Raw genomic sequence first — 20,682 nt, forward strand, 5'->3', positions numbered from 1 at the left:
CTTGATCGTAAGGGGGTTGGAGACGATGTGCCGAGAGGGATCCGGACATTGTGAGTGTGGGAGCGGGCCCCGCACACCGTGGGGATGTGCGGGACCCGTGGCCGGGGGCGGTGGCCGTACGGGGTCAGGAGCCGTACGGGCGCCGCCTCCGGCGGTCTGCGGCGGGGCGTCAGGTACTGCGGCGGGTGACGAACTCGGCCAGCGCCAGCAGGCCTCCCGCCTCCTCCGGGTCGGGCACCGCCCGCGCCAGTTCCTGCATCGCACGGGCCATCCGGTCCGCGGCCTGGGCCTGCGCCCAGTCGCGTCCGCCGGCCCGCTCCACCGCCAGCGCCGTGCGGGCGGTCTCCTCCTCCGGCGTCAAGCCGCCCTCGCCGTACGGCACTTCGTACAGCTCGGCCAGCTCCGCGGCGGCCGGCGTGCCGGAGGCCAACGCGGCGACCACCGGCAACGACTTCTTGCGCCCGGCCAGGTCGGCGCCGGCCGGTTTCCCGGTGTGCCGGGGGTCCCCCCATATGCCGATGACGTCGTCGATGAGCTGGAAGGCGAGCCCGGCCTCACGGCCGAACGCGTCCATCGCCGCCACCTCCTCCTCGGCGGCCCCCGCGTACAGCGCGCCCAGCGCGCAGGCGCAGCCCAGCAGCGCGCCCGTCTTGGCCTCGGCCATGGCGAGCACCTCGGCGAGGGAGATCTCCGCGGGGCGGCAGCTCTCCATGGCGGTGTCGGCGTGCTGGCCCTCGCACAGTTCGACGACGCAGGCGGCGAGCCGGGCGGCGGCCGCCGCGGACGCCGGGTGCGGGTCCTCGGCGAGCAGCCGCAGGGCCAGTGCCTGGAGGGCGTCCCCGGCGAGGATCGCGTCGGCGTCACCGAACACGGTCCAGGCGGTGGGCCGGTGGCGTCGGGTGCTGTCGCGGTCCATCACGTCGTCGTGCAGCAGCGTGAAGTTGTGGACCAGTTCCACCGCGGCGGCCGCCCGGACGGCTGCCGCACGCGCGGGGCGCCCGCCGAGCGCCTCGGCGGCGGCGAGGACGAGCGCGGGCCGGATCGCCTTGCCCGCGTTGCCCGCCGCCGGGGTGCCGTCGGCGTGCTCCCAGCCGAAGTGGTAGAGCGAGACGCGGCGCATGGAGCCGGGCAACGAGTCGAGGGCGGCGCGCAGTTCGGGGTCGACGGCCGCCCTGGAACGCTCCAGGATGGCGGTCGCCTCGTGCCCGTCGAGCGGGCCGGGGCCGGTCTCCGCGCCGGTCCTGGCGGCCCTCGGCCCCTCGCGAGGCAGGGCGGCCGGTCGCCGTCGGCCGGCGGGGCGTTGCTGCGTCTCCGTCATGAACTCACCCATCGGATCGCCTGGTCGGGTCGGCGGGCGGTGGCCTGCGCTGCGGCCGGTCGTGTACCCCCAGGGGTGTACCCGCCCCGGAGGGCGGGGACACCGCAGGCTGCGGGGAGCGTCACCGCCAGCGCCCGATCTCGACGTCCTCCAGGACGCCGAGCGCATCCGGCACGAGGACCGCGGCCGAGTAGTACGCCGTCACCAGGTACTTGATGATCGCCTGTTCGTTGATGCCCATGAACCGCACGGACAGGCTCGGCTCGATCTCGTCGGGGATGCCGGCCTGCTGGAGCCCGATGACGCCCTGCTCCGCCTCGCCGGTACGCATCGCGATGATCGAGGTGGTACGGGCCTCGGTGACCGGGATCTTGTTGCACGGGTAGATCGGCACCCCGCGCCAGGTGGGGATGCGGTTGCCGGCCACGTCGATCGTCTCGGGGACGAGCCCGCGCTTGTTGAGCTCACGGCCGAACGCGGCGATCGCGCGCGGGTGGGCGAGCAGCAGCTTGGTGCCGCGGCGCCTGCTGAGCAGCTCGTCCAGGTCGTCCGGGCTGGGCACGCCGTCGTGCGGCTGGATCCGCTGGTCGTACTCGCAGTTGTGCAGCAGGCCGAACTCACGGTTGTTGATCAGCTCGTGCTCCTGGCGCTCCTTGAGCGCCTCGACCGTCAGCCGCAACTGCTGCTCGGTCTGGTTCATCGGCTGGTTGTACAGGTCGGCCACGCGCGAGTGGATGCGCAGCACGGTCTGGGCGACGCTCAGTTCGTACTCGCGGGGCCTTGCCTCGTAGTCGACGAAGGTGTGCGGGATGTCCGGCTCGCCGCTGTGGCCGGCCGCGAGGTCGATCTCCTTCTCGCCGTACTTGTTGGTGCGCTGGGCGGGGACCGCGCGCAGTTGCTCCAGGTGCTCGCGCAGGCTGTCGGAGCGCTCCGCGACCTGCTCGACGTCCTGGCGGGCCAGGACGAGGACGGTGCACGCGGTGACCGTGCGGACGGTGTACTCCCAGATGGCGTCCGCGTCGGTCAGCGCCTGGTCCCCCAGGTAGGCGCCGTCGGCGAGGACACCGAGGGACTCGTCGTCGCCGTACGGGCCCGTGCCGATCTTCTCGACCCTGCCGTGTGCCAGCAGGTACACCTCGTCGGCCGGACTGCCGAAGGAGGCGAGCGCCTCGCCCGCGGCGAGTTCGCGCTGCTGGCAGCGGCGGGCCAGTTCGGCGAGGACCTCCTCGTCCTCGTACGACCGCAGAGCGGGCAGTTCGCCCAGCTCCGCGGGGATGACCTCGACGCGGTCGCCGGTCTTCACGAAGGTGACGCGGCCGTCCCCCACGGCGTACGTCAGGCGGCGGTTCACCCGGTACGTGCCGCCCTGCACGTTCACCCACGGAAGCATGCGCAGCAGCCAGCGCGAGCTGATCTCCTGCATCTGGGGTGCGGACTTGGTAGTGGTGGCCAGGTTCCGCGCGGCGGCCGGGCCGAGGCTCTGCTGCGGCTTGCCCTGCTCTGTGCGGACCTCTTCGCCTACCGACATAAAGAAATGCCCTCCCGGTCATGCTCCGGCGCCGGTCTGCGCCGGGCATCGATTTCACGGCCCAGCCTTTCTCACGGAGCGTGTCGGTGCTATTACCCGAAAGAGCGGGAATGGATCTTCCGCGGGCTGGGCACATAGGGGCTCCGGCCCGTCGCCGCCCATTCCGCGGATTGGCCGAAACTGCACGCCGGCCGTGCGCTCGCCCGATTCCCGATCATTCCGTTTCGGTACAAGCAGCGGTACGAGGAGGCCGCGCACGGCGGCCGACGCACAGCACGGAGGAGGCGGCCGTGGCCTCACCCATGTCGGCGAGCAGATTCCTGGCGAGACTTCGGGCCGAGGGCGCCACCGTCGTCGAGGTCGGCGACTGGAAGAATCACAACCGCAATCACAAGGGTCCGTGGGGGCCGGTCCACGGCGTGATGATCCACCACACGGTGACCAAGGGCAGCAAGCGGACCGTGGACGTGTGCCGCAACGGCTACGCCGGCCTGCCCGGCCCGCTGTGCCACGGCGTCATCACCAAGGACGGCAGGATCCACCTCGTCGGCTACGGCCGTGCCAACCACGCGGGTCTGGGCGACGACGACGTCCTGCGCGCCGTCATCGCGGAGCGGGCCCTGCCCCCCGACAACGAGGCCAACACCGACGGGAACCGCCACTTCTACGGCTTCGAGTGCGAGAACCTCGGCGACGGGGTCGACCCGTGGCCGGCGGCCCAACTGGACGCGATCGAACGCGCTTCCGCCGCGATTTGTCGCCACCACGGGTGGACGGAGCGATCCGTCATCGGCCACCTGGAGTGGCAGCCGGGGAAGGTGGACCCCCGGGGCTTCACGATGAAGTCGATGCGCGAACGGATCCGGAAGCGTCTGAACTAGGGGGTTCGGGTCCGGCTACAGGTGCGGGTGCGGTGGGGCTGATCGCGCAGTTCCCCGCGCCCCTTCGGGGCGCTGCCCTCACCCCGCGCGACAATGTCACCGTGAGCAGCATCGACGTACTTCGGCCGCGGCTTCCTTCGCCCCTGGAGGAACTCGTCGACGACCGGTTCGCCCGTCGCGGTGTGCGTCTGCTGCTCAAGCGGGACGATCTGATCCACCCGGAGCTGATCGGCAACAAGTGGCGCAAGCTGGCGCCGAACCTCGGCGCGGCGGCGGGCAGGCCGGTCGTCACGTTCGGCGGGGCCTACTCCAACCACCTGCGCGCCACGGCCGCGGCGGGCCGTCTCCTCGGCCTGTCCACGGTCGGGGTGGTCCGCGGGCAGGAACTGGCCGGCCGCGCCCTGAACCCCTCCCTCGCGCGGTGCGCCGCGGACGGCATGCGGCTGCACTTCGTCGACAGGTCGACGTATCGCCGCAAGAACGAACCGGACACGTTGGCGGCGATCCTGCGCGCGGCGGACGCGCGCGGGGCGTACGTCGTCCCGGAAGGGGGCAGCAACGCCGCCGCCGTACGCGGCTGCCAGGCGCTCGGCACCGAACTGCGCGGCCACGCCGACGTCGTCGCGCTCGCCTGCGGCACCGGCGGCACCCTGGCCGGCCTGGCCGCCGGACTCGGGCAAGGCGGGCGGGTCCTGGGGGTCCCGGTGCTCAAGGGCGGTTTCCTGACCGCCGACATACAGGCTCTGCAGCAGGAGGCGTTCGGCGGCCCTCGGGGCACCTGGTCGCTCGACGACCGCTTCCACTTCGGCGGCTACGCCCGTACGCCCCCGGAACTCCACGCCTTCGCCGACGACTTCGAGGACCGCCACGGCCTGCCCGTGGAACGGCTGTATGTCGCCAAGTTGCTGTACGGACTTGTCGCCCTCGCCGCGGAGGGCGCCTTCGCGCGCGGGACGACGGTCGCGGCCGTCGTCACCGGCCGCCCGTTCCCCTGAGCAGGGGCCCAGAGCCCCGCAGCACGCAGCCCCTACCCGGCCTCCCGGTACGCCGCCGCCTCCTCCAGGTCCAGCCGGCGCAGCAGCGTGCGCAGCATCTCGTCGTCGATGTGGCGCCCGTCGCGCAGTCTGACGAAGACCTCCCGCTCGGCGCCGATCATCTCCCGGGACAGCCGCCGGTAGGTGTCGTCGACGGTCTCGCCGGTGACCGGGTTGACCTGTCCGAGCCGCTCCCAGACGGCGTTGCGGCGCCGCTCCAGGACCGCGCGGAGGCGGTCGGCGAGGGGCGGCGGCAGGGCGTTGCGCTCGTCGGAGAGGAGTTCCTCCAGGCGCCGCTCGGCGGCCCGGGAGGCCTGCGCCTGGGCGTTGGCCTCGGCGAGCGTCTCGGCCTGCGCGTCCCGCCCGGGCAGCTTCAGCAGGCGGATCAGCGACGGCAGCGTGACGCCCTGGACGACCAGCGTGCCGATGACGGTGGTGAAGGTCAGGAAGAGGATCAGATTGCGCTCGGGGAACTCCTCGCCGCCGTTGACGGTGAGCGGGACGGAGAAGGCGATGGCGAGGGACACCACGCCCCGCATCGCGGCCCAGGAGATGATGAACGGCCCCTTCCAGGTGGGGTTCTCCTCGCGCTCCCGGATCCGCGCCGACAGCAGGCGCGGCAGGAAGGTCGCCGGGTAGACCCACACGAACCGGGAGGCGACGACCACGAGGAAGACGGCGACCGCGTACCAGGCGGCGCTGCCGCCCTCGTACTCCCCGAGGCCCTTGAGGACCACCGGCAGTTGCAGGCCGATCAGCGCGAAGACCGCCGATTCGAGGACGAAGGCGACCATCCTCCACACGGCCTCCTCCTGGAGGCGGGTGGCGAAATCGACCTCCCACGCGCGGTGGCCGAGCCAGAGCGCGACCACCACGACCGCGAGCACTCCGGAGGCGTGCACCTGCTCGGCGACCGCGTAGGCGACGAACGGGATCAGCAGGGAGAGCGTGTTGCGGAACAGCGCCTCCTTCACGTGCGTGCGCAGCCACTGGATCGGCACCATCAGCACCAGGCCGATCCCGATGCCGCCGACCGCCGCGAGCAGGAACTCGCCGATCCCGCCGGCCCAGGTGGCGCCCTCGCCGACCGCGGCCGCGAGCGCCACCCGGTAGGCGGTGATCGCGGTCGCGTCGTTCACCAGGGACTCGCCCTGGAGGATCGTGGTGATCCGGGACGGCAGCCCCACCCGGCGTGCGACGGCCGTGGCCGCGACCGCGTCCGGCGGTGCCACCACCGCGCCCAGCACCAGGGCGGCGGTCAGCGGCAGCCCGGGCACGATCAGATAGGCGGCCCAGCCCACGACGAGGGTCGCGAAGAGCACGTAGCCCACGGACAGGAGCGCGACGGGCCGCAGTTGTGCCCGCAGGTCGAGGTAGGAGCTGTCGGTGGCGGCCGTGTGCAGCAGCGGCGGCAGGATGAGCGGCAGCACGATGTGCGGGTCGAGGGTGTAGTCGGGCACTCCCGGCAGGTACGACACGGCCAGCCCGGCAGCGACCAGCAGCAGGGGTGCCGGCACCGGGGTGCGTCTCGCGGCGGCGGCGACCGCGGCGCTGCCCGCCACCAGCAACAGCAGCGGCATCACGTCCATGCGTCTCGCCCGCCCTCGTCCATCGTCGTTCGCCCACCCTCGTTTTTCCGCGCGGCCCCGCGCGCGGCCGTCGTAACCTGGCAATCATGAAACAGTGCACGCACGCCGACGCGCTGCCGCACCCGGAGCCGCCGCCGCTGACCGAGACCTGCCCGGAGTGCCTGGCGGACGGGACGCACCCGGTACAGCTGCGGCTGTGTCTCACCTGCGGTCACGTCGGCTGCTGCGACTCGTCGCCGGGGCGGCACGCGACACGGCACCACGAGGACACCGACCACCCGGTCATGCGGACCTTCGAGCCGGGTGAGGCCTGGCGCTGGTGCTTCGTCGACCATGTCCTCGTGGCGCCCGCCACGACTCGGGATCCGGACGGTTCGACCGTCTGACGCCTGGGTACGTCAACCCGGCGCGCGCTCTTCCCATTTGGGCCCGGCAAACCCCTAGCCACGGAGCGTATCCATAGGTTTACTATGAGTGACAGCAGGGGGTTGGGGTCCCGGGGACAGGAAAGTTGAGAGCGCGATAGCGTCACCGCTGAACCACACATCGCGTTACCCGGGGGGCGACCCCCGGCCCCGAAACGCTTGTACCACCTTGGAGGTGAGGGTGTCCCAGATCGCAGGCGAGCCCGCGACCCAGGACTTCGTGGAAGTCCGGCTGCCGGCTGCGGGTGCCTACCTGTCGGTGCTGCGTACGGCGACTGCCGGCCTCGCCGCCCGTTTGGACTTCACCCTCGACGAGATCGAGGACCTTCGCATCGCGGTGGACGAGGCCTGCGCGATCCTGCTGCAGCAGGCCGTGCCCGGCTCGGTGCTCAGTTGCGTCTTCCGCCTCGTCGACGACTCACTGGAGGTGACGGTCTCGGCTCCGACCACGGACGGTCACGCACCGTCACGGGACACCTTCGCCTGGACCGTGCTGTCCGCGCTCGCGGGCAAGGTCTCCTCCGCCGTGGACGACGACAAGACCGTTTCGATCAGCCTCTACAAACAGCGCGGCGCGGGACCCGGGCCGGCGTGAGGAACGGGGACGGGCCGGTGCGGGACGAAGAGCGCGGGACACGGGAGCTGCCCGCCGAGGGCGGGGGTGCGCCCCGCCCGAGCGACGCCGAGGACCTGCGGGAGAACTCGGCGCTCGGTTCGCGGCGCATGGCGCACGGCGTCGACGGCATCCCCGAGCAGGCCCGGCCGCACCCGGAGGACGACTCCGGCGCCTCGGCCGAGGCCGGCGGCCCGGCCGACGGGCGGCGGGATCGACAGGGTGCCGTGCAGGCCACGCCTTTGGCGGAACGGATCGGGGCCTCCCCTGTCCGGGCCGGGGCGGGGGCTCGGGGAAGGGCTACGGGCGGGACGATGAGCGAGCACGAGCGACACGCCGGGGACGATGCGTTGGGTGCGCACAGCGGGCAGGCCACGCAGCACGCCTCTCAGGACCGCAGCGGGGCGCGCGCCATGTTCGTCGAGCTGCGCGGGCTGAAGGACGGCAGCCCGGAGTACGCGGAGCTGCGCAACCAGCTGGTCCGCATGCACCTGCCGCTCGTGGAGCATCTCGCGCGCCGGTTCCGCAACCGCGGCGAGCCGCTGGACGACCTCACCCAGGTCGCCACCATCGGCCTGATCAAGTCGGTCGACCGCTTCGACCCGGACCGCGGCGTGGAGTTCTCCACGTACGCGACTCCGACGGTGGTCGGCGAGATCAAGCGGCACTTCCGCGACAAGGGCTGGGCGGTGCGCGTGCCGCGCCGGCTCCAGGAGCTGCGCCTGGCGCTGACGACGGCCACGGCCGAGCTCTCCCAACTGCACGGCCGCTCCCCCACGGTCCATGAGCTGGCCGAGAAGCTGGCCATCTCGGAGGAGGAGGTCCTGGAGGGCCTGGAGTCCGCCAACGCGTACTCCACGCTGTCCCTGGACGTCCCCGACACCGACGACGAGTCGCCGGCCGTGGCGGACACGCTCGGGGCGGAGGACGAGGCGCTGGAGGGCGTCGAGTACCGCGAGTCCCTCAAGCCGCTGCTGGAGGACCTGCCGCCGCGCGAGAAGCGGATCCTGCTGCTGCGCTTCTTCGGCAACATGACCCAGTCGCAGATCGCGCAGGAGGTCGGCATCTCGCAGATGCACGTCTCCCGCCTGCTGGCCCGCACCCTCGCACAACTTCGGGAGAAGCTGCTGGTGGAGGAGTAGCCCACCGCAACCCACGGCTCACGCCGCCAGACCGACGGAACCTGCGGGCCGCGACGCAGGCCGCCGGAGCCGCCGATCGACAAGCGGCCCCGGCGGAAGCGGGGGTTGTGGGTCGGGCCCTGCGCCAGCGGTTCCGGCCGTCGGAGCCGGGCCGCAGCCCGTGGCGATCCCGCCCGCCGGAGCCGAGGCCGCAGCCCATGGGGATTGCGGCTGAGGTGACGCCGGCCGCTCCGGACGGGGAGCGGAACGAGCCACGCCGCCGACCGAGAAGCGGCCCGGCGGGAACCGCCGGCCGCAGAGCATCCCGGCGGGGCCACTGACCGACGGCTCCGCCCGGCCGAGAAGGAGCCCCGCGGATCCATTGCCCGACGAGCAACCCCGGCGGAAGCCGCCCGCCAACGAGCAACCCCGACGGAAGCCACCGGCCGAGGCGCAGCCCGGCACAAGCCGCCACCCGACCGACGAGCCCCCCCGGCGGGAGACATCGGTCGAGGAGCCATCCGACGAAAGCCACCGACCGAGAAGCAGCCCGGCACAAGCCGCCACCCGACCGACGAGCACCCCCGGCGGGAGACATCGGTCGAGGAGCCATCCGACGGAAGCCGCCGACCGAGAAGCGGTCCGGCGGAAGGCGTCGGTCGGCGCGCAGGCTGGGCGGAGGCGTCTGGCGAGGCGCAGCCTCTGCGGCGCTACTCCGGTGCGTTGCCGGGGCCCCGGATCCCGAGGGCCCGGGTGGTCTCGGCGTTGATGAGGAGGACCAGGGCGGTGACGGCCACCAGGCCGAGGGCGATTCCGGCGGGGATGGCCATGCTGTCGGCCTGGAGCAGGTTGTAGGCCACGGGCAGCGCCATGATCTGGGTGATGACGGCGGGGCCGCGGGCCCAGCCGCGCCGGGCGAGCAGCCCGCGCGCGGCCAGCAGGGGCAGCAGCGCGAGCGCGACGAGCGTCACACCGCCGGTGACGGCCTGCTGACGGTCGTCCGCGTCGCCCATGAGGCCGAGGACGAAAATCCAGACGCCGCCCACGACCAGGGCGAGCCCCTCCAGTGCGGCGAGCGCCGCCGCGTACGTCAGCCGCCGCGGGCGGGGTCCGTCTTCCGGGGCGGGGTTCTGCTCAGCACTCACCCCTGAAGGGTAGCCCTCGCGGGGCGTGCGCCCCGGGGCAGGTGGGGGCGCCCGTGGCGAGGTTCACGCACTGATTCTCTTACGAGATCCCTACTCGGCCTGGGATCGGTACCACCCAGTAGGTACGCTGCAGTCCATGCGTGCACTTCTCGTGGTCAATCCGGCGGCAACCACCACAAGCGCACGTACGCGCGATGTCCTGATCCATGCGCTCGCGAGCGAGATGAAGCTCGAGGCGGTCACCACCGAGTACCGCGGCCACGCCCGCGACCTGGGTCGGCAGGCCGCGGAGAGCCAGGACGTCGACCTGGTCGTGGCCCTGGGCGGCGACGGCACGGTCAACGAGGTCGTCAACGGCCTGCTGCACGCCGGACCCGACCCCGAGCACCTGCCCGGCCTCGCGGTGGTCCCCGGCGGCTCCACCAATGTCTTCGCCCGCGCCCTGGGCCTGCCCAACGACGCCGTGGAGGCCACCGGCGCCCTGCTGGACGCCCTGCGCGAGGGCAGCGAGCGCACGGTGGGCCTGGGACTGACCTCGGGAACGCCCGGCACCGAGGACGAGGCGGTGCCCTCGCGCTGGTTCACCTTCAACGCGGGCCTCGGCTTCGACGCCGGAGTGGTCGGCCGGGTCGAGCAGCAGCGGGAGCGCGGCAGGAAATCCACCCACGCGCTCTACGTCCGCCAGGCCCTGCGCCAGTTCTTCGGCGAGGCGCACCGCCGGCACGGGACGATCACGCTGGAGCGGGCGGACGCCGAGCCGGTGACCGATCTGGTGCTGTCCATAGTGTCGAACACGTCTCCGTGGACGTTCCTGGGCAATCACCCGATGTACGCGTCGCCTAAAGCCTCGTTCGACAAGGGGCTCGACGTACTCGGTCTCAGCCGAATGACGACGACCGCCGTCGCCCGGTATGGCACCCAGTTGCTCACTTCGTCCCCTGAGCGTGGCCCTCATGGGAAGCATGCCGTCTCACTGCACGACCTGGACCGGTTCACCTTGCATTCGAAGGTGCCGCTGCCCCTGCAGATGGACGGCGACCACCTGGGACTGCGTACGAGCGTGACGTTCACAGGCGTACGCCGTGCACTGCGTGTGATTGTGTGAGCAGAAGAGGCTAAAGTCCTTTCACTCGAACGTTTAGGCCAGGATCCACCCCATGGAAGTACGGCTGTGACCTAGTCGACACCGAGGAATCAAAAAAAACTTTCCGGAAGGGGTTGTATCCGCCGCTGAGGTTTGCGAGTCTCTACGTGGCGATCGGGACAGCCCGCAACACCGGCTCCAGAGATCACCGGAACCCCTCTTCAATTCACAGGACCACGCCAGGGCAACCTGTCGGTCGGCCCTTCACTTGTTGAGGGATTCGTGAAAGCGTTCACATTCACAAGCAACTTGCACGTAATACCAAGGAGAGGTAGCAGCCATGGACTGGCGTCACAACGCCGTTTGCCGCGAGGAAGACCCCGAGCTCTTCTTCCCCATCGGCAACACCGGTCCTGCGCTGCTGCAGATCGAGGAAGCCAAGGCCGTCTGCCGTCGCTGCCCCGTCATGGATCAGTGTCTGCAGTGGGCGCTCGAGTCCGGTCAGGACTCCGGCGTCTGGGGTGGTCTCAGCGAGGACGAGCGCCGCGCCATGAAGCGCCGCGCCGCCCGCAACCGGGCCCGTCAGGCCTCCGCCTGACACACCCGCCCCGCAACAGCCTGAGCTTGGCGGCGCGTACAGCGAGTACGCATCTCCCGCCCCCGAGCCGCAGCGCGCAGTACCCCCAATGCTCCCCCATAGCTTGAAGAGCATGGGGGTACCCCCATCGCATGAGCTTTTGGCCCCGGACCGATGACGGCCCGGGGCTCATTGCTGTCCACGGATGCCCGCATCCGCTTCGGCGGCTACTTCTGCGCCCGCACCGGGATGTCCAGGATGACCTGCGTGCCGCGCTCCGGCGCCGGGACCATGTCGAACGTACCGCCCAACTCCCCCTCCACCAGGGTCCGTACGATCTGCAGGCCGAGGTTGCCCGCGGTGTGCGGGTCGAAGCCCTCGGGCAGGCCGACGCCGTCGTCCTGGACGGTGACGAGGAGGCGGGCCTCCTTGGAGGTGCCGCCGCGGACCGCGGAGACCTCGACGGTGCCGGTGTCGCCCTGCCGGAAGCCGTGCTCCAGGGCGTTCTGCAGCACTTCGGTCAGGACCATCGACAGCGGGGTGGCGACCTCGGCGTCCAGGATGCCGAAGCGGCCGGTGCGCCGGCCGGTGACCTTGCCCGGCGAGATCTCGGCGACCATGGCGAGGACGCGGTCGGCGATCTCGTCGAACTCGACCCGCTCGTCCAGGTTCTGGGACAGCGTCTCATGGACGATCGCGATCGAGCCGACCCGGCGTACCGCCTCTTCGAGCGCCTCGCGCCCGCGGTCGGACTCGATGCGCCGGGCCTGCAGGCGCAGCAGGGCGGCCACGGTCTGGAGGTTGTTCTTCACCCGGTGGTGGATCTCCCGGATGGTCGCGTCCTTGGTGATCAACTCGCGTTCGCGGCGCCGCAGTTCGGTGACGTCGCGGAGCAGGACGAGCGAGCCGATCCGGGTGCCCTTGGGCTTGAGCGGGATCGCCCGGAACTGGATCACTCCGTCGTCGGACTCGATCTCGAACTCGCGGGGCGCCCATCCGCTGGCCACCTTGGCCAGCGCCTCGTCCACCGGGCCGTGGGTCGGGGCGAGTTCGGCGGTGGTCTTGCCCAGGTGGTGGCCGACGAGGTCGGCGGCGAGGCCGAGCCGGTGGTAGGCGGACAGGGCGTTCGGGGAGGCGTACTGGACGACGCCGTCCGCGTCGAGGCGGATGAGGCCGTCGCCGACGCGGGGCGAGGCGTCCATGTCGACCTGCTGGTTCGCGAACGGGAAGGAGCCGGCCGCGATCATCTGCGCGAGGTCGGAGGCGCTCTGGAGGTAGGTCAGCTCCAGTCGGCTCGGGGTGCGCACGGTGAGCAGGTTGGTGTTGCGGGCGATGACGCCGAGGACGCGCCCGTCCCGTCGTACGGGGATCGACTCGACCCGGACGGGGACCTCCTCGCGCCATTCGGGGTCGCCCTCGCGCACGATCCGGCCCTCGTCGAGGGCGGCGTCCAGCATGGGGCGGCGGCCGCGCGGGACCAGGTGGCCCACCATGTCGTCCTGGTAGGAGGTCGGGCCGGTGTTGGGCCGCATCTGGGCGACGGAGACATAGCGGGTGCCGTCGCTGGTGGGGACCCACAGGACGAGGTCGGCGAAGGAGAGGTCGGAGAGCAGTTGCCACTCCGAGACCAGCAGATGGAGCCACTCGAGGTCGGACTCGTCGAGGGCGGTGTGCTGGTGGACCAGCTCGTTCATGGAGGGCACGTGGGTGAGCGTACCTGGCGGTTTGTACGGCCCTGAAATATACGGCCGCCGTTTCGGAAGGGCCGTCGGGGACACCCGCGGGCCGCGGCGCCTGAGAGGGACCCTCAACCCTCCCGGCACCGCAGCCCGGAGCAATATCGGCCGGGGGGTGTGCGGTCCCGTCGGCCGAAGGATGAGGAGCCGGGGCAGTCAGGGCAGAGAGCACCGGTTCCTCGGTCCGCCCTCCTGTGCGGGGAAGGCGGAAGCCTGCGTCCTCGTATCACATGCACATGGACTGCTCACCATTGTGGACTAGACCACTCGATGTGTCCATGCGGTGGAGGATGTTTGCTGTTGTCGCTTCCGGTCCGGGACTCCGGTTGGTCGGACGTCCCAGCATTCACCACGCAGCCTAACGCTTGTGGGTTCATGTGCGGGGCCAGATGGACAGGGCAATTTCCGCGAGTGCCTCAAGCTCCGTACGGCTCGCGCCGTCGCGCGCCTGCTGGGACATGCCCTGGATCATCGCGCCGGCGTGCCGGGCGAGCGCGCCCGCATCGGTTCCGGCGGGCAGTTCGCCCGCGGCGACGTCCGCCCGGATACGGCTCTCGATGGCGGCGATGTTGGCATTGCGCCGGACCCGCAGCGACTCCTCCACCTCCGGGGTCGAGCAGTTGGTGGCCGCATGGACGACGAGGCAGCCGGAGGGGTGCCCGGGGTCGGTGTACTCGGCGGCGGCCTCGCGCAGGATCCGGGCGACGGCGGCGCGGGCGGTGGGCTCCTCGGCGAGGGCCCGGTCGGTGAAGGAGCCGTACCTCGTGCCGTACTCGCGGACCACCTCCTCGAAGAGGGACCGCTTGTCCCCGAAGGCCGCGTACAGGCTCGGGGCGCCGATGTCCATCACCCGGGTGAGGTCGGAGACGGAGGTGGCCTCGTAACCACGCTCCCAGAACGCGAGGAGCGCCTTCTCCAGTGCGGTCTCCCGATCGAAGGAACGGGGTCGGCCGCGGCGCTTCGTCGAGGCCCCGGCCTGCGCCTTCGTCTGCTCGCTGGTCACCATGGAGTGCATTTTATAGCGGGCGCTAGACAAACGCCGCCGCCGTGATCTACGGTCTTTCTGTAGCGACCACTAGATAAATGACGAGGGGGCGCCGGAATGGGCGTACTTGCAGGCAGGACCGCTCTGGTGACGGGGGCGAGCAGGGGCATCGGACGCGGCATCGCCGAGCGGCTGGGCCGCGACGGCGCACGGGTCGCCGTGCACTACGGCCGGAACGAGACGGCGGCGAAGGAGACGGTCGCCGCGATCGAGGCGGCGGGCGGCTCCGCGTTCGCGATCGGCGTGGAGCTGGGCGTGCCGGGCGACGCCGAGGCACTGTGGGAGGAGTTCGACCGGCACGCGGACGGCCTGGACATCCTGGTGAACAACGCGGGCATCGGGAACACCCCGCCGATCGACGCGATCGACGAGCAGGCCTACGACCGGGTCTTCGCCGTGAATGTGAAGGGACCGTTCTTCGTCGTCAAGCACGGGGTGGCACGGCTGCGGGACGGGGGCCGGATCATCAACATCTCCTCGGGGCTCGCCCGGACCGCGGTCATGCCGGACAACATCGCCTACGCCATGACGAAGGGCGCCCTGGACGTCTTCTCCCGGGACCTGTCCAAGATCCTCGGCCCGCGGGGCATCACGGTGAACTCGGTGGCGCCCGGGCTCATCGACACCGACATCACCGCCGAGTTCCTCTACGGCCCCGCGGGCGGCATGGCCCAGGCCGAGGCGATATCGGCGCTGGGCAGGGTGGGGCAGCCGGCCGACGTCGCGGACGTGGTGGCGTTCCTCGCCTCGGACGACGGACGGTGGGTGACGGGGAGCTGGGTGGACGCGACGGGAGGTTCACTGACCTGAGACGTCCGCCGCCGGACACGCGCCCTCCGTGCGTGTCCGGCACTGGTTCGCCTGGGAGGCGGGGCCCTCCTCTGTTAGATTGGTCTAAACCACATTGCCCCTCTCGGGTACCGGTTTGAGTCACCGGTTGAGCCCCCTCTCCAGATCGGCAGGCCCAGCGTGGAAGTAGTCATCGTTCCGGACGCCCAGGCGGGCGGCGAGCTCATCGCCGAGGCCATGGCACAGCTCCTGCGGCGCAAGCCCGACGCCCTGCTCGGCGTGGCCACCGGTTCGACGCCGCTGCCCATCTACTCGGCGCTCACGGCGAAGGTGCGGTCCGGTGCCGTGGACACCTCGCGGGCGCGGATCGCGCAGCTCGACGAGTACGTGGGGCTGCCGGCCGAGCATCCGGAGTCGTACCGCTCGGTGCTGCGGCGAGAGGTGCTGGAGCCGCTCGGGATCGGCATGGACGCGTTCATGGGGCCCGACGGGACGGCCGAGGACGTGCAGGCGGCGTGCGCGGCGTACGACGCGGCGCTGGCGGAGGCCGGCGGGGTGGATCTGCAGTTGCTGGGGATCGGGACGGACGGGCACATCGGCTTCAACGAACCGTGCTCGTCGCTGGCCTCGCGGACGCGGATCAAGACGCTGACGGAACAGACGCGGGTGGACAACGCGCGGTTCTTCGACGGTGACATCGAGCAGGTGCCGCATCACGTGATCACTCAGGGGATCGGCACGATTCTGGAGGCGCGGCACCTGGTGCTGCTGGCCACGGGTGAGGGCAAGGCCGATGCCGTTGCCGCGACCGTGGAAGGGCCGGTTGCCGCGGTGTGTCCTGCGTCGGCGTTGCAGTTGCATCCGCATGCGACGGTCGTGGTGGACGAGGGGGCCGCTTCCAAGCTGAAGCTGGCGGACTATTTCCGGCACACGTATGCGAACAAGCCTGATTGGCAGGGGATTTAGCAGCGGGCTCGTCTGCCGGGGCTGTGGTCTTCGGAGTGCGGGTGGTGTGTGGCTTGTCGCGCCCACGCGGCGGAGCCGCAGATCGATACAGCCCCGCGCCCCTTGGGCGCGTGACGGCGCCGGTCCCCTTTTCCACGGGGACCGGCGCCTTTGTCGTCGTAGCCGTTACCGGCGCCCTGCGATGATCTCCGCCGCCGCCCGGCCGCAGACCCTTGCCGCGCCGTGCGTCGCTATGTGCAGGGCGCCTCTGGGCGGGGACTGGGGGACGCCCATTTCGACGATGATCGTGTCGGGGCGTTCGTGGAGGAGGGTGTCCAGGGTCTTGGACATCCAGGGGTGGCGGTGTTCGTCGCGGACGACGGCGACGATGCGGCGGGGGCCCGCTGCCTCCAGGGCCGCCCGGGCCGCGGTCTCGTCGGTGTAGGTGGCCGTCTCCGTGCCCGGCAGGAGCTCACGGAGTTCGGCGGCCACGCCCCAGGGGGTCTCGTCGCCCACCGCGATGTTGGCCACCGGGGTGAGGGCGGCCACGTAGGGGGCCTCGGCCAGGGGCTCGTGCGGCCGGGGAGCCGTCACCCGCAGGGCTCGGCGGGCGGCCGTCAGGCCGATCTCCGGGCGGGGTGCCGCCTCCGCGGCCGGGGTCGCGGTCGTCCAGCGGGCCAGGGAGCGGACGCGTGCGGCCGCCTCCGCCAGGCGTTCCTCGGGGAGCTCGCCCGTGCGGACCGCGGTGACCAGCGCGTCGCGCAGGCGTCGTACCGTCTCCTCGTCGGTCAGGCCGCCGCCCACGCAGATGGCGTCGACACCGGCCGCGAGGGCGAGGACGCTGCCGCGTTCGATGCCGTAGGTGGCGGCGACGGCCCGCATCTCCATGCCGTCGGTGACGACCAGGCCGTCGTAGCCGAGTTCGCCGCGCAGCAGGTCGGTGAGGATGCGCGGGGACAACGTTGCCGGGCGGGCCGGGTCCAGCGCCGGGACCAGGATGTGGGCGGTCATGACCGCCCGGGTCCCGGCGGCGATGGCGGCCCGGAACGGGGGCAGTTCGCGTTCCGCGAGGACGTCGAGGCCGGCGTCGATGCGCGGCATCGCCTCGTGGGAGTCGACGGCGGTGTCGCCGTGGCCCGGGAAGTGCTTGGTGCAGGCCGCGACACCCGCCGACTGCAGGCCGGTGACATAGGCCGCGGTGTGCCGGGCGGCCAGGGCGGTGTCGGCGCCGAAGGAACGGACGCCGATGACCGGGTTCGACGGGTTGGAGTTCACGTCCGCCGACGGGGCCCAGTTGAGGTTGACGCCGCAGGCCGCGAGGCGGCGGCCCAGTTCGGCGGCCACCTCCCGGGTCAGCTCCACGTCGTCGATCGCGCCGAGGGCGTGGTTGCCGGGGAAGGAGGAGCCGGTGTGCACCTCCAGGCGGGTGACGTCACCGCCCTCCTCGTCGATCGCGACGAGCACGTCCTCGCGCTCGGCGCGCAACTGGGCGGTGAGGGAAGCCAGTTGCTCGGGCGAGGCGATGTTGCGGCCGAACAGGCCGACGGAGGCGAGGCCCTCGCCGAGGCGGCGCAGCAGCCAGTCGGGGGCAGTGGTGCCGGAGAAGCCGGGCTGGAGGACGGTGAGGGCGTCCCGCGTCAGGGTATCGCTGGCGAAAGTCGTCATCGGGTGGCGTTATCCCTTCACGGCGCCATCGGTCAGGCCGTTGACGGCCTTGCGCTGGAGGTAGACGAAGAGGATCAGGATCGGGACGGCGAAGAGGGAGGAGGCCGCCATCGTGGCACCCCAGTCGTCACCGAAGGCGGTGCGGAAGCTGGACACCCACAGGGGCAGGGTCTGGGACTCGGCCTCCTTGTTGATGACCAGGACGAGGGGGAACTCGTTCCAGGCGGTGATGAACCCGAACATGGAGGTCGACATCAGGCCGGGCGCGAGCAGCGGCAGGATCACCCTGCGGAACGCGGTGACGCGGGTGCAGCCGTCGACCATGGCCGCCTCCTCCAGTTCCCTCGGCACGGCGGCGACGAAGCCGCGCAGCGTCAGGATGGTGAACGGCAGGATCATCATCATGTAGAAGACGGTCAGCGGGATCAGGCTGTTCAGCAGGGAGGCGTCCCGCACGATCAGGTAGATCGCGATGACCATGACCTCCCAGGGTGCCATCTGGGCCAGCATGAAGCCGACGATGAAGCCGCGCCGGCCCTTGAACCGCATCCGGGCCAGGGCGAAGGACCCGGCGAGCGCGATGATCAGGGAGAAGACGACCGCGAGGCTGGTGACGATCAGCGAGTTGGACACATAGGTCCAGAAGTGGTCGACGCTCGTCGCGGTCCTGAAGTGCTCGAAGGTGAAGTCGGTGGGGAACCAGACGGGGTTCTCGGAGATGATGTCGCCGGTCGGCTTGAAGGCCGTGGAGAACATCCAGTACACGGGGAAGACGCAGCCGACGAACAGGACGGCGGCCGTGACGTTGGGCCAGATGCGGCCGAAGAGCGTGCGCTTCACAGCTCCCCCTCTTCGTCCTGCTTGAGCACGATCCGCAGGTAGTAGGCGGTGATGGCGAGCAGGATCAGGATGGTCAGGACGGCGATGGCGGCACCCATGCCGTAGTGCTGGTTGCCGACGCCCTCGATGTAGGCGTAGACGGGCAGGATCTCGGTGAGCCGGTCGGGGCCGCCCGCGTTGATGACGTAGACCTGCACGAACGCCTTGAAGATCCAGATGACTTCGAGGAACGTCGTGGCGTAGAGGAAGGGCCGCAGGACCGGCAGGGTGACCGTGGTGAAGCTCTTCCACGCGCCCGCGCCGTCGAGGGCCGCGGCCTCGTACAGCTCGGCGGAGATGACGGTGGTGGCCGCGTACAGGTTGATGGCGACGAACGGGATGGACATCCAGACGATCAGCAGCGTGACGACGAAGAATGTCGACATCTGGCTGCTGGTCCAGCTGTAGTCGGCCATGGAGTGCCAGCCGAGCCTGTCCAGCACCCAGTTGACGACGCCGAAGCGCTGGGCGAACAGCCACTGGTAGACGGTGGTCGCCGCGACCACCGGCATCGCCCAGGCGAGCACCAGGCCGATCATCAGCAGCAGCCGCATCCGCTTGCCGAGGCGGGCCAGCAGCAGGCCGACCAGGGTGCCGAGCACCATGGTGAGGACGACGTTGACCGCCGTGAACACGATCGAGCGGAGGGTGACGCGCCAGAAGTCCTCGCCGGTGAGGACCTCCTTGTAGTTGTCGATGCCGTTCCACTCGGTGGCGTGCTGGATCAGCTGCGCCATGTTGAGGTTCTGGAACGACAGCAGTACGTCCTTCAGCAGCGGCCAACCGAGCAGCAGCACGGAGGCCGTGCAGGCCGGCAGCAGCAGGAGGTACGGGGCGAGGGCCCCGGCGCGGGAGGCGGATCGCGGGGCCGCGGGCCGCCGTTCGCCCCTTTTGGTTACGTCCGCCGGGCCGGAGGGCGGCCGTTCGGTCTGCACGGTCATGCTCGCGTTCTCTTCTCCTCGACCTGCCGATACGCGGGGTGGAGGGCCGCCGTGCGGCGGCCCTCCACCCCGGTGCCTCTACTGCTGCTGCGAAAGGCGCTTGTTGAACTCGTCCTCGACCTGCTTTGCGGCCTGGGCCGGGGACTTACCGTTCAGCACGGCGGTCATGTAGGACTTGATCGGGTTGGGCTCGTTCTCGACGGCGGCCCACTCGGCGATCAGCGGCGTGGTGCCACCGCCCGCGGCGGCCGGGGCGGCTGCCTCGGCGACGGCGTTGCCGGCCAGGTTGGTCTGCAGCGCCTCCTTGTTGGGGATGACGCCGTTGAGCTTGGCGAGCTGGCCCTCGTGCTCGTCCGACAGGGCGATCCGCAGGAATTCCTTGGCGAGCTCCTGCTTCTTGCTGCCCGCGGCGACGGCGAGGTTGGAGCCGCCGAGGAAGACGCCCTCGGGCTTGGCCTCCGTGGGACCGGGGATCGTGAAGTAGCCGATCTCCTTCTCGATCTTCGGGTTGGCCTCGATGGCGATGCCGGCCTCCCAGCCCATGCCGATGAAGGCACCGACGTTGCCCTTGCCGAAGACCTCGCCCTGCTGCGGGGTGGCCTCGTCCTTGTCCTTGGGGGCCTTGGACAGGGCCTGGAACTTCTTGTAGGTCTCCATGGCGGCGGCGACCTTGGGGTCGTCGAGGTTGGAGACGTACTTGTCGCCGTCCTTCTTCACCAGCTCGGCGCCCTCGCCGATGGTGAGGCCGACGAAGTGGTACCAGTTCTGGCCGGGCAGGTAGATCGGCTCGGCGTCGGTCTTCTCGCCGATCGTCTTGAGGTTGTCGTAGAACTCGTCCCGGGTCTTGGGGGTGTCCTTGATGCCCGCCTCGGCCCAGACCTTCTTGTTGTAGAGGACGACGCGGTTGGCGAAGTACCAGGGGGCCGCGTACTGCTTGCCCTCGAAGACGGAGGAGTTGTTCAGGGACTCCGTCCAGTCGGCGCCGATCTCGGCCTTGAGGTCGGCGAGGTCGGCGAGGCCGCCGGTCTTGGCGTAGGCCGGGGTCTGGGTGTTGCCGATCTCGAAGACGTCCGGCGGGTTCTCCTCCGACAGGGCGGTGGTCAGCTTCTGCTGGATGCCGTTCCACTGCTGGATCTCGAACTTGACCTTCGCCTTGGTCTTCTTCTCGAAGGCGGCGGCGACGTCCTTCTGCCACTGGTCCGGGGAGGATCCGTCCATCACCCAGACGGTGAGGGTCTGGCCCGCGTACCCGTCGGCGCCGGTCTTGCCCTCGTCGCTGCCGTCGTCGCCACCGCATGCCGCGATGGAGACCATCATTGCCGCGACACCGATCGCGGATATCAGCTTGCGCTTCACGCCACCCTCCT

General features: G+C 70.8%; 19 protein-coding genes. 9 read left to right on the forward strand and 10 right to left on the reverse strand.

Annotated features, from left to right (window positions below; genetic code table 11):
- Positions 1-169: 169 nt before the first annotated feature.
- Positions 170-1,318, reverse strand: a complete 1,149-nt coding sequence (locus ICC28_RS32665) for a family 2 encapsulin nanocompartment cargo protein polyprenyl transferase (protein WP_411158637.1) — start codon at positions 1,316-1,318, stop codon at positions 170-172.
- A 121-nt stretch (positions 1,319-1,439) separates the two neighbouring features.
- Positions 1,440-2,846: a family 2B encapsulin nanocompartment shell protein gene (locus ICC28_RS32670; RefSeq protein WP_188292404.1), complete on the reverse strand. Its 1,407-nt coding sequence runs from the start codon at positions 2,844-2,846 to the stop codon at positions 1,440-1,442.
- Between the two features lie 302 nt (positions 2,847-3,148).
- On the opposite strand from ICC28_RS32670, the gene ICC28_RS32675 reads away from it, so the two are divergent.
- Together ICC28_RS32675 and ICC28_RS32680 are read left to right on the forward strand one after the other, a co-directional pair.
- Positions 3,149-3,727, forward strand: coding sequence for an N-acetylmuramoyl-L-alanine amidase (locus ICC28_RS32675; RefSeq protein ID WP_188292478.1), 579 nt, complete (start codon positions 3,149-3,151; stop codon positions 3,725-3,727).
- A 101-nt stretch (positions 3,728-3,828) separates the two neighbouring features.
- Positions 3,829-4,722, forward strand: coding sequence for a 1-aminocyclopropane-1-carboxylate deaminase/D-cysteine desulfhydrase (locus ICC28_RS32680; RefSeq protein WP_188292405.1), 894 nt, complete (start codon positions 3,829-3,831; stop codon positions 4,720-4,722).
- Positions 4,723-4,754: 32 nt separating this feature from the next.
- Here the strand turns inward: ICC28_RS32680 and ICC28_RS32685 are convergent, their stop codons facing one another.
- Positions 4,755-6,350: a Na+/H+ antiporter gene (locus tag ICC28_RS32685; RefSeq protein WP_188292406.1), complete on the reverse strand. Its 1,596-nt coding sequence runs from the start codon at positions 6,348-6,350 to the stop codon at positions 4,755-4,757.
- An 86-nt stretch (positions 6,351-6,436) separates the two neighbouring features.
- Between ICC28_RS32685 and ICC28_RS32690 the strand changes: the two genes are divergently transcribed.
- From ICC28_RS32690 to ICC28_RS32700, 3 genes are all read left to right on the forward strand, one after another.
- Positions 6,437-6,736, forward strand: a complete 300-nt coding sequence (locus ICC28_RS32690) for a UBP-type zinc finger domain-containing protein (RefSeq protein ID WP_188292407.1) — start codon at positions 6,437-6,439, stop codon at positions 6,734-6,736.
- A gap of 220 nt (positions 6,737-6,956) precedes the next feature.
- Complete coding sequence (locus ICC28_RS32695; RefSeq protein ID WP_015657891.1) at positions 6,957-7,370, forward strand: anti-sigma factor; 414 nt, start codon at positions 6,957-6,959, stop codon at positions 7,368-7,370.
- Positions 7,371-7,387: 17 nt separating this feature from the next.
- Positions 7,388-8,530: an RNA polymerase sigma factor SigF gene (locus ICC28_RS32700; RefSeq protein ID WP_317454143.1), complete on the forward strand. Its 1,143-nt coding sequence runs from the start codon at positions 7,388-7,390 to the stop codon at positions 8,528-8,530.
- A 689-nt stretch (positions 8,531-9,219) separates the two neighbouring features.
- Here the strand turns inward: ICC28_RS32700 and ICC28_RS32705 are convergent.
- Positions 9,220-9,654, reverse strand: coding sequence for a hypothetical protein (locus tag ICC28_RS32705; protein ID WP_188292409.1), 435 nt, complete (start codon positions 9,652-9,654; stop codon positions 9,220-9,222).
- A gap of 136 nt (positions 9,655-9,790) precedes the next feature.
- On the opposite strand from ICC28_RS32705, the gene ICC28_RS32710 reads away from it, so the two are divergent.
- Both ICC28_RS32710 and ICC28_RS32715 read left to right on the forward strand, forming a co-directional pair.
- Positions 9,791-10,759: a diacylglycerol/lipid kinase family protein gene (locus ICC28_RS32710; RefSeq protein WP_188292410.1), complete on the forward strand. Its 969-nt coding sequence runs from the start codon at positions 9,791-9,793 to the stop codon at positions 10,757-10,759.
- A 319-nt stretch (positions 10,760-11,078) separates the two neighbouring features.
- Positions 11,079-11,336: a WhiB family transcriptional regulator gene (locus ICC28_RS32715; protein ID WP_006142322.1), complete on the forward strand. Its 258-nt coding sequence runs from the start codon at positions 11,079-11,081 to the stop codon at positions 11,334-11,336.
- A gap of 206 nt (positions 11,337-11,542) precedes the next feature.
- On the opposite strand, the gene ICC28_RS32720 is transcribed toward ICC28_RS32715, so the two are convergent.
- Both ICC28_RS32720 and ICC28_RS32725 read right to left on the reverse strand, forming a co-directional pair.
- On the reverse strand, positions 11,543-13,009 hold the full coding sequence (locus ICC28_RS32720; protein WP_188292479.1) for a sensor histidine kinase: 1,467 nt from the start codon (positions 13,007-13,009) through the stop codon (positions 11,543-11,545).
- A gap of 415 nt (positions 13,010-13,424) precedes the next feature.
- Positions 13,425-14,057 carry a TetR/AcrR family transcriptional regulator gene (locus tag ICC28_RS32725; RefSeq protein ID WP_188292411.1) on the reverse strand — a complete coding sequence of 211 codons (633 nt, stop codon included), beginning with the start codon at positions 14,055-14,057 and terminating at the stop codon, positions 13,425-13,427.
- A gap of 96 nt (positions 14,058-14,153) precedes the next feature.
- Here ICC28_RS32725 and ICC28_RS32730 point away from each other — a divergent pair, with 96 nt between their 5' ends.
- On the forward strand, positions 14,154-14,906 hold the full coding sequence (locus ICC28_RS32730) for an SDR family oxidoreductase (RefSeq protein WP_188292412.1): 753 nt from the start codon (positions 14,154-14,156) through the stop codon (positions 14,904-14,906).
- A gap of 159 nt (positions 14,907-15,065) precedes the next feature.
- Positions 15,066-15,851 carry a glucosamine-6-phosphate deaminase gene (gene nagB / locus ICC28_RS32735; protein ID WP_188292413.1) on the forward strand — a complete coding sequence of 262 codons (786 nt, stop codon included), beginning with the start codon at positions 15,066-15,068 and terminating at the stop codon, positions 15,849-15,851.
- A 165-nt stretch (positions 15,852-16,016) separates the two neighbouring features.
- Here the strand turns inward: nagB and ICC28_RS32740 are convergent, their stop codons facing one another.
- From ICC28_RS32740 to ICC28_RS32755, 4 genes are all read right to left on the reverse strand, one after another.
- Positions 16,017-17,495, reverse strand: a complete 1,479-nt coding sequence (locus ICC28_RS32740) for a glycoside hydrolase family 3 protein (protein WP_188292414.1) — start codon at positions 17,493-17,495, stop codon at positions 16,017-16,019.
- A gap of 9 nt (positions 17,496-17,504) precedes the next feature.
- Complete coding sequence (locus ICC28_RS32745) at positions 17,505-18,335, reverse strand: carbohydrate ABC transporter permease (RefSeq protein WP_188292415.1); 831 nt, start codon at positions 18,333-18,335, stop codon at positions 17,505-17,507.
- Positions 18,332-19,315 carry a carbohydrate ABC transporter permease gene (locus tag ICC28_RS32750; RefSeq protein ID WP_188292416.1) on the reverse strand — a complete coding sequence of 328 codons (984 nt, stop codon included), beginning with the start codon at positions 19,313-19,315 and terminating at the stop codon, positions 18,332-18,334. The genes ICC28_RS32745 and ICC28_RS32750 overlap by 4 nt, the downstream gene beginning before the upstream one ends.
- A 78-nt stretch (positions 19,316-19,393) precedes the next feature.
- Entirely contained in the window at positions 19,394-20,671 is a 1,278-nt protein-coding gene (locus ICC28_RS32755) for an extracellular solute-binding protein (protein WP_188292417.1), read from the reverse strand.
- Between the last annotated feature and the right edge of the window lie 11 nt (positions 20,672-20,682).

The organism is Streptomyces sp. TRM68416, assembly GCF_014596915.1.
GTDB lineage: Bacteria > Actinomycetota > Actinomycetes > Streptomycetales > Streptomycetaceae > Streptomyces.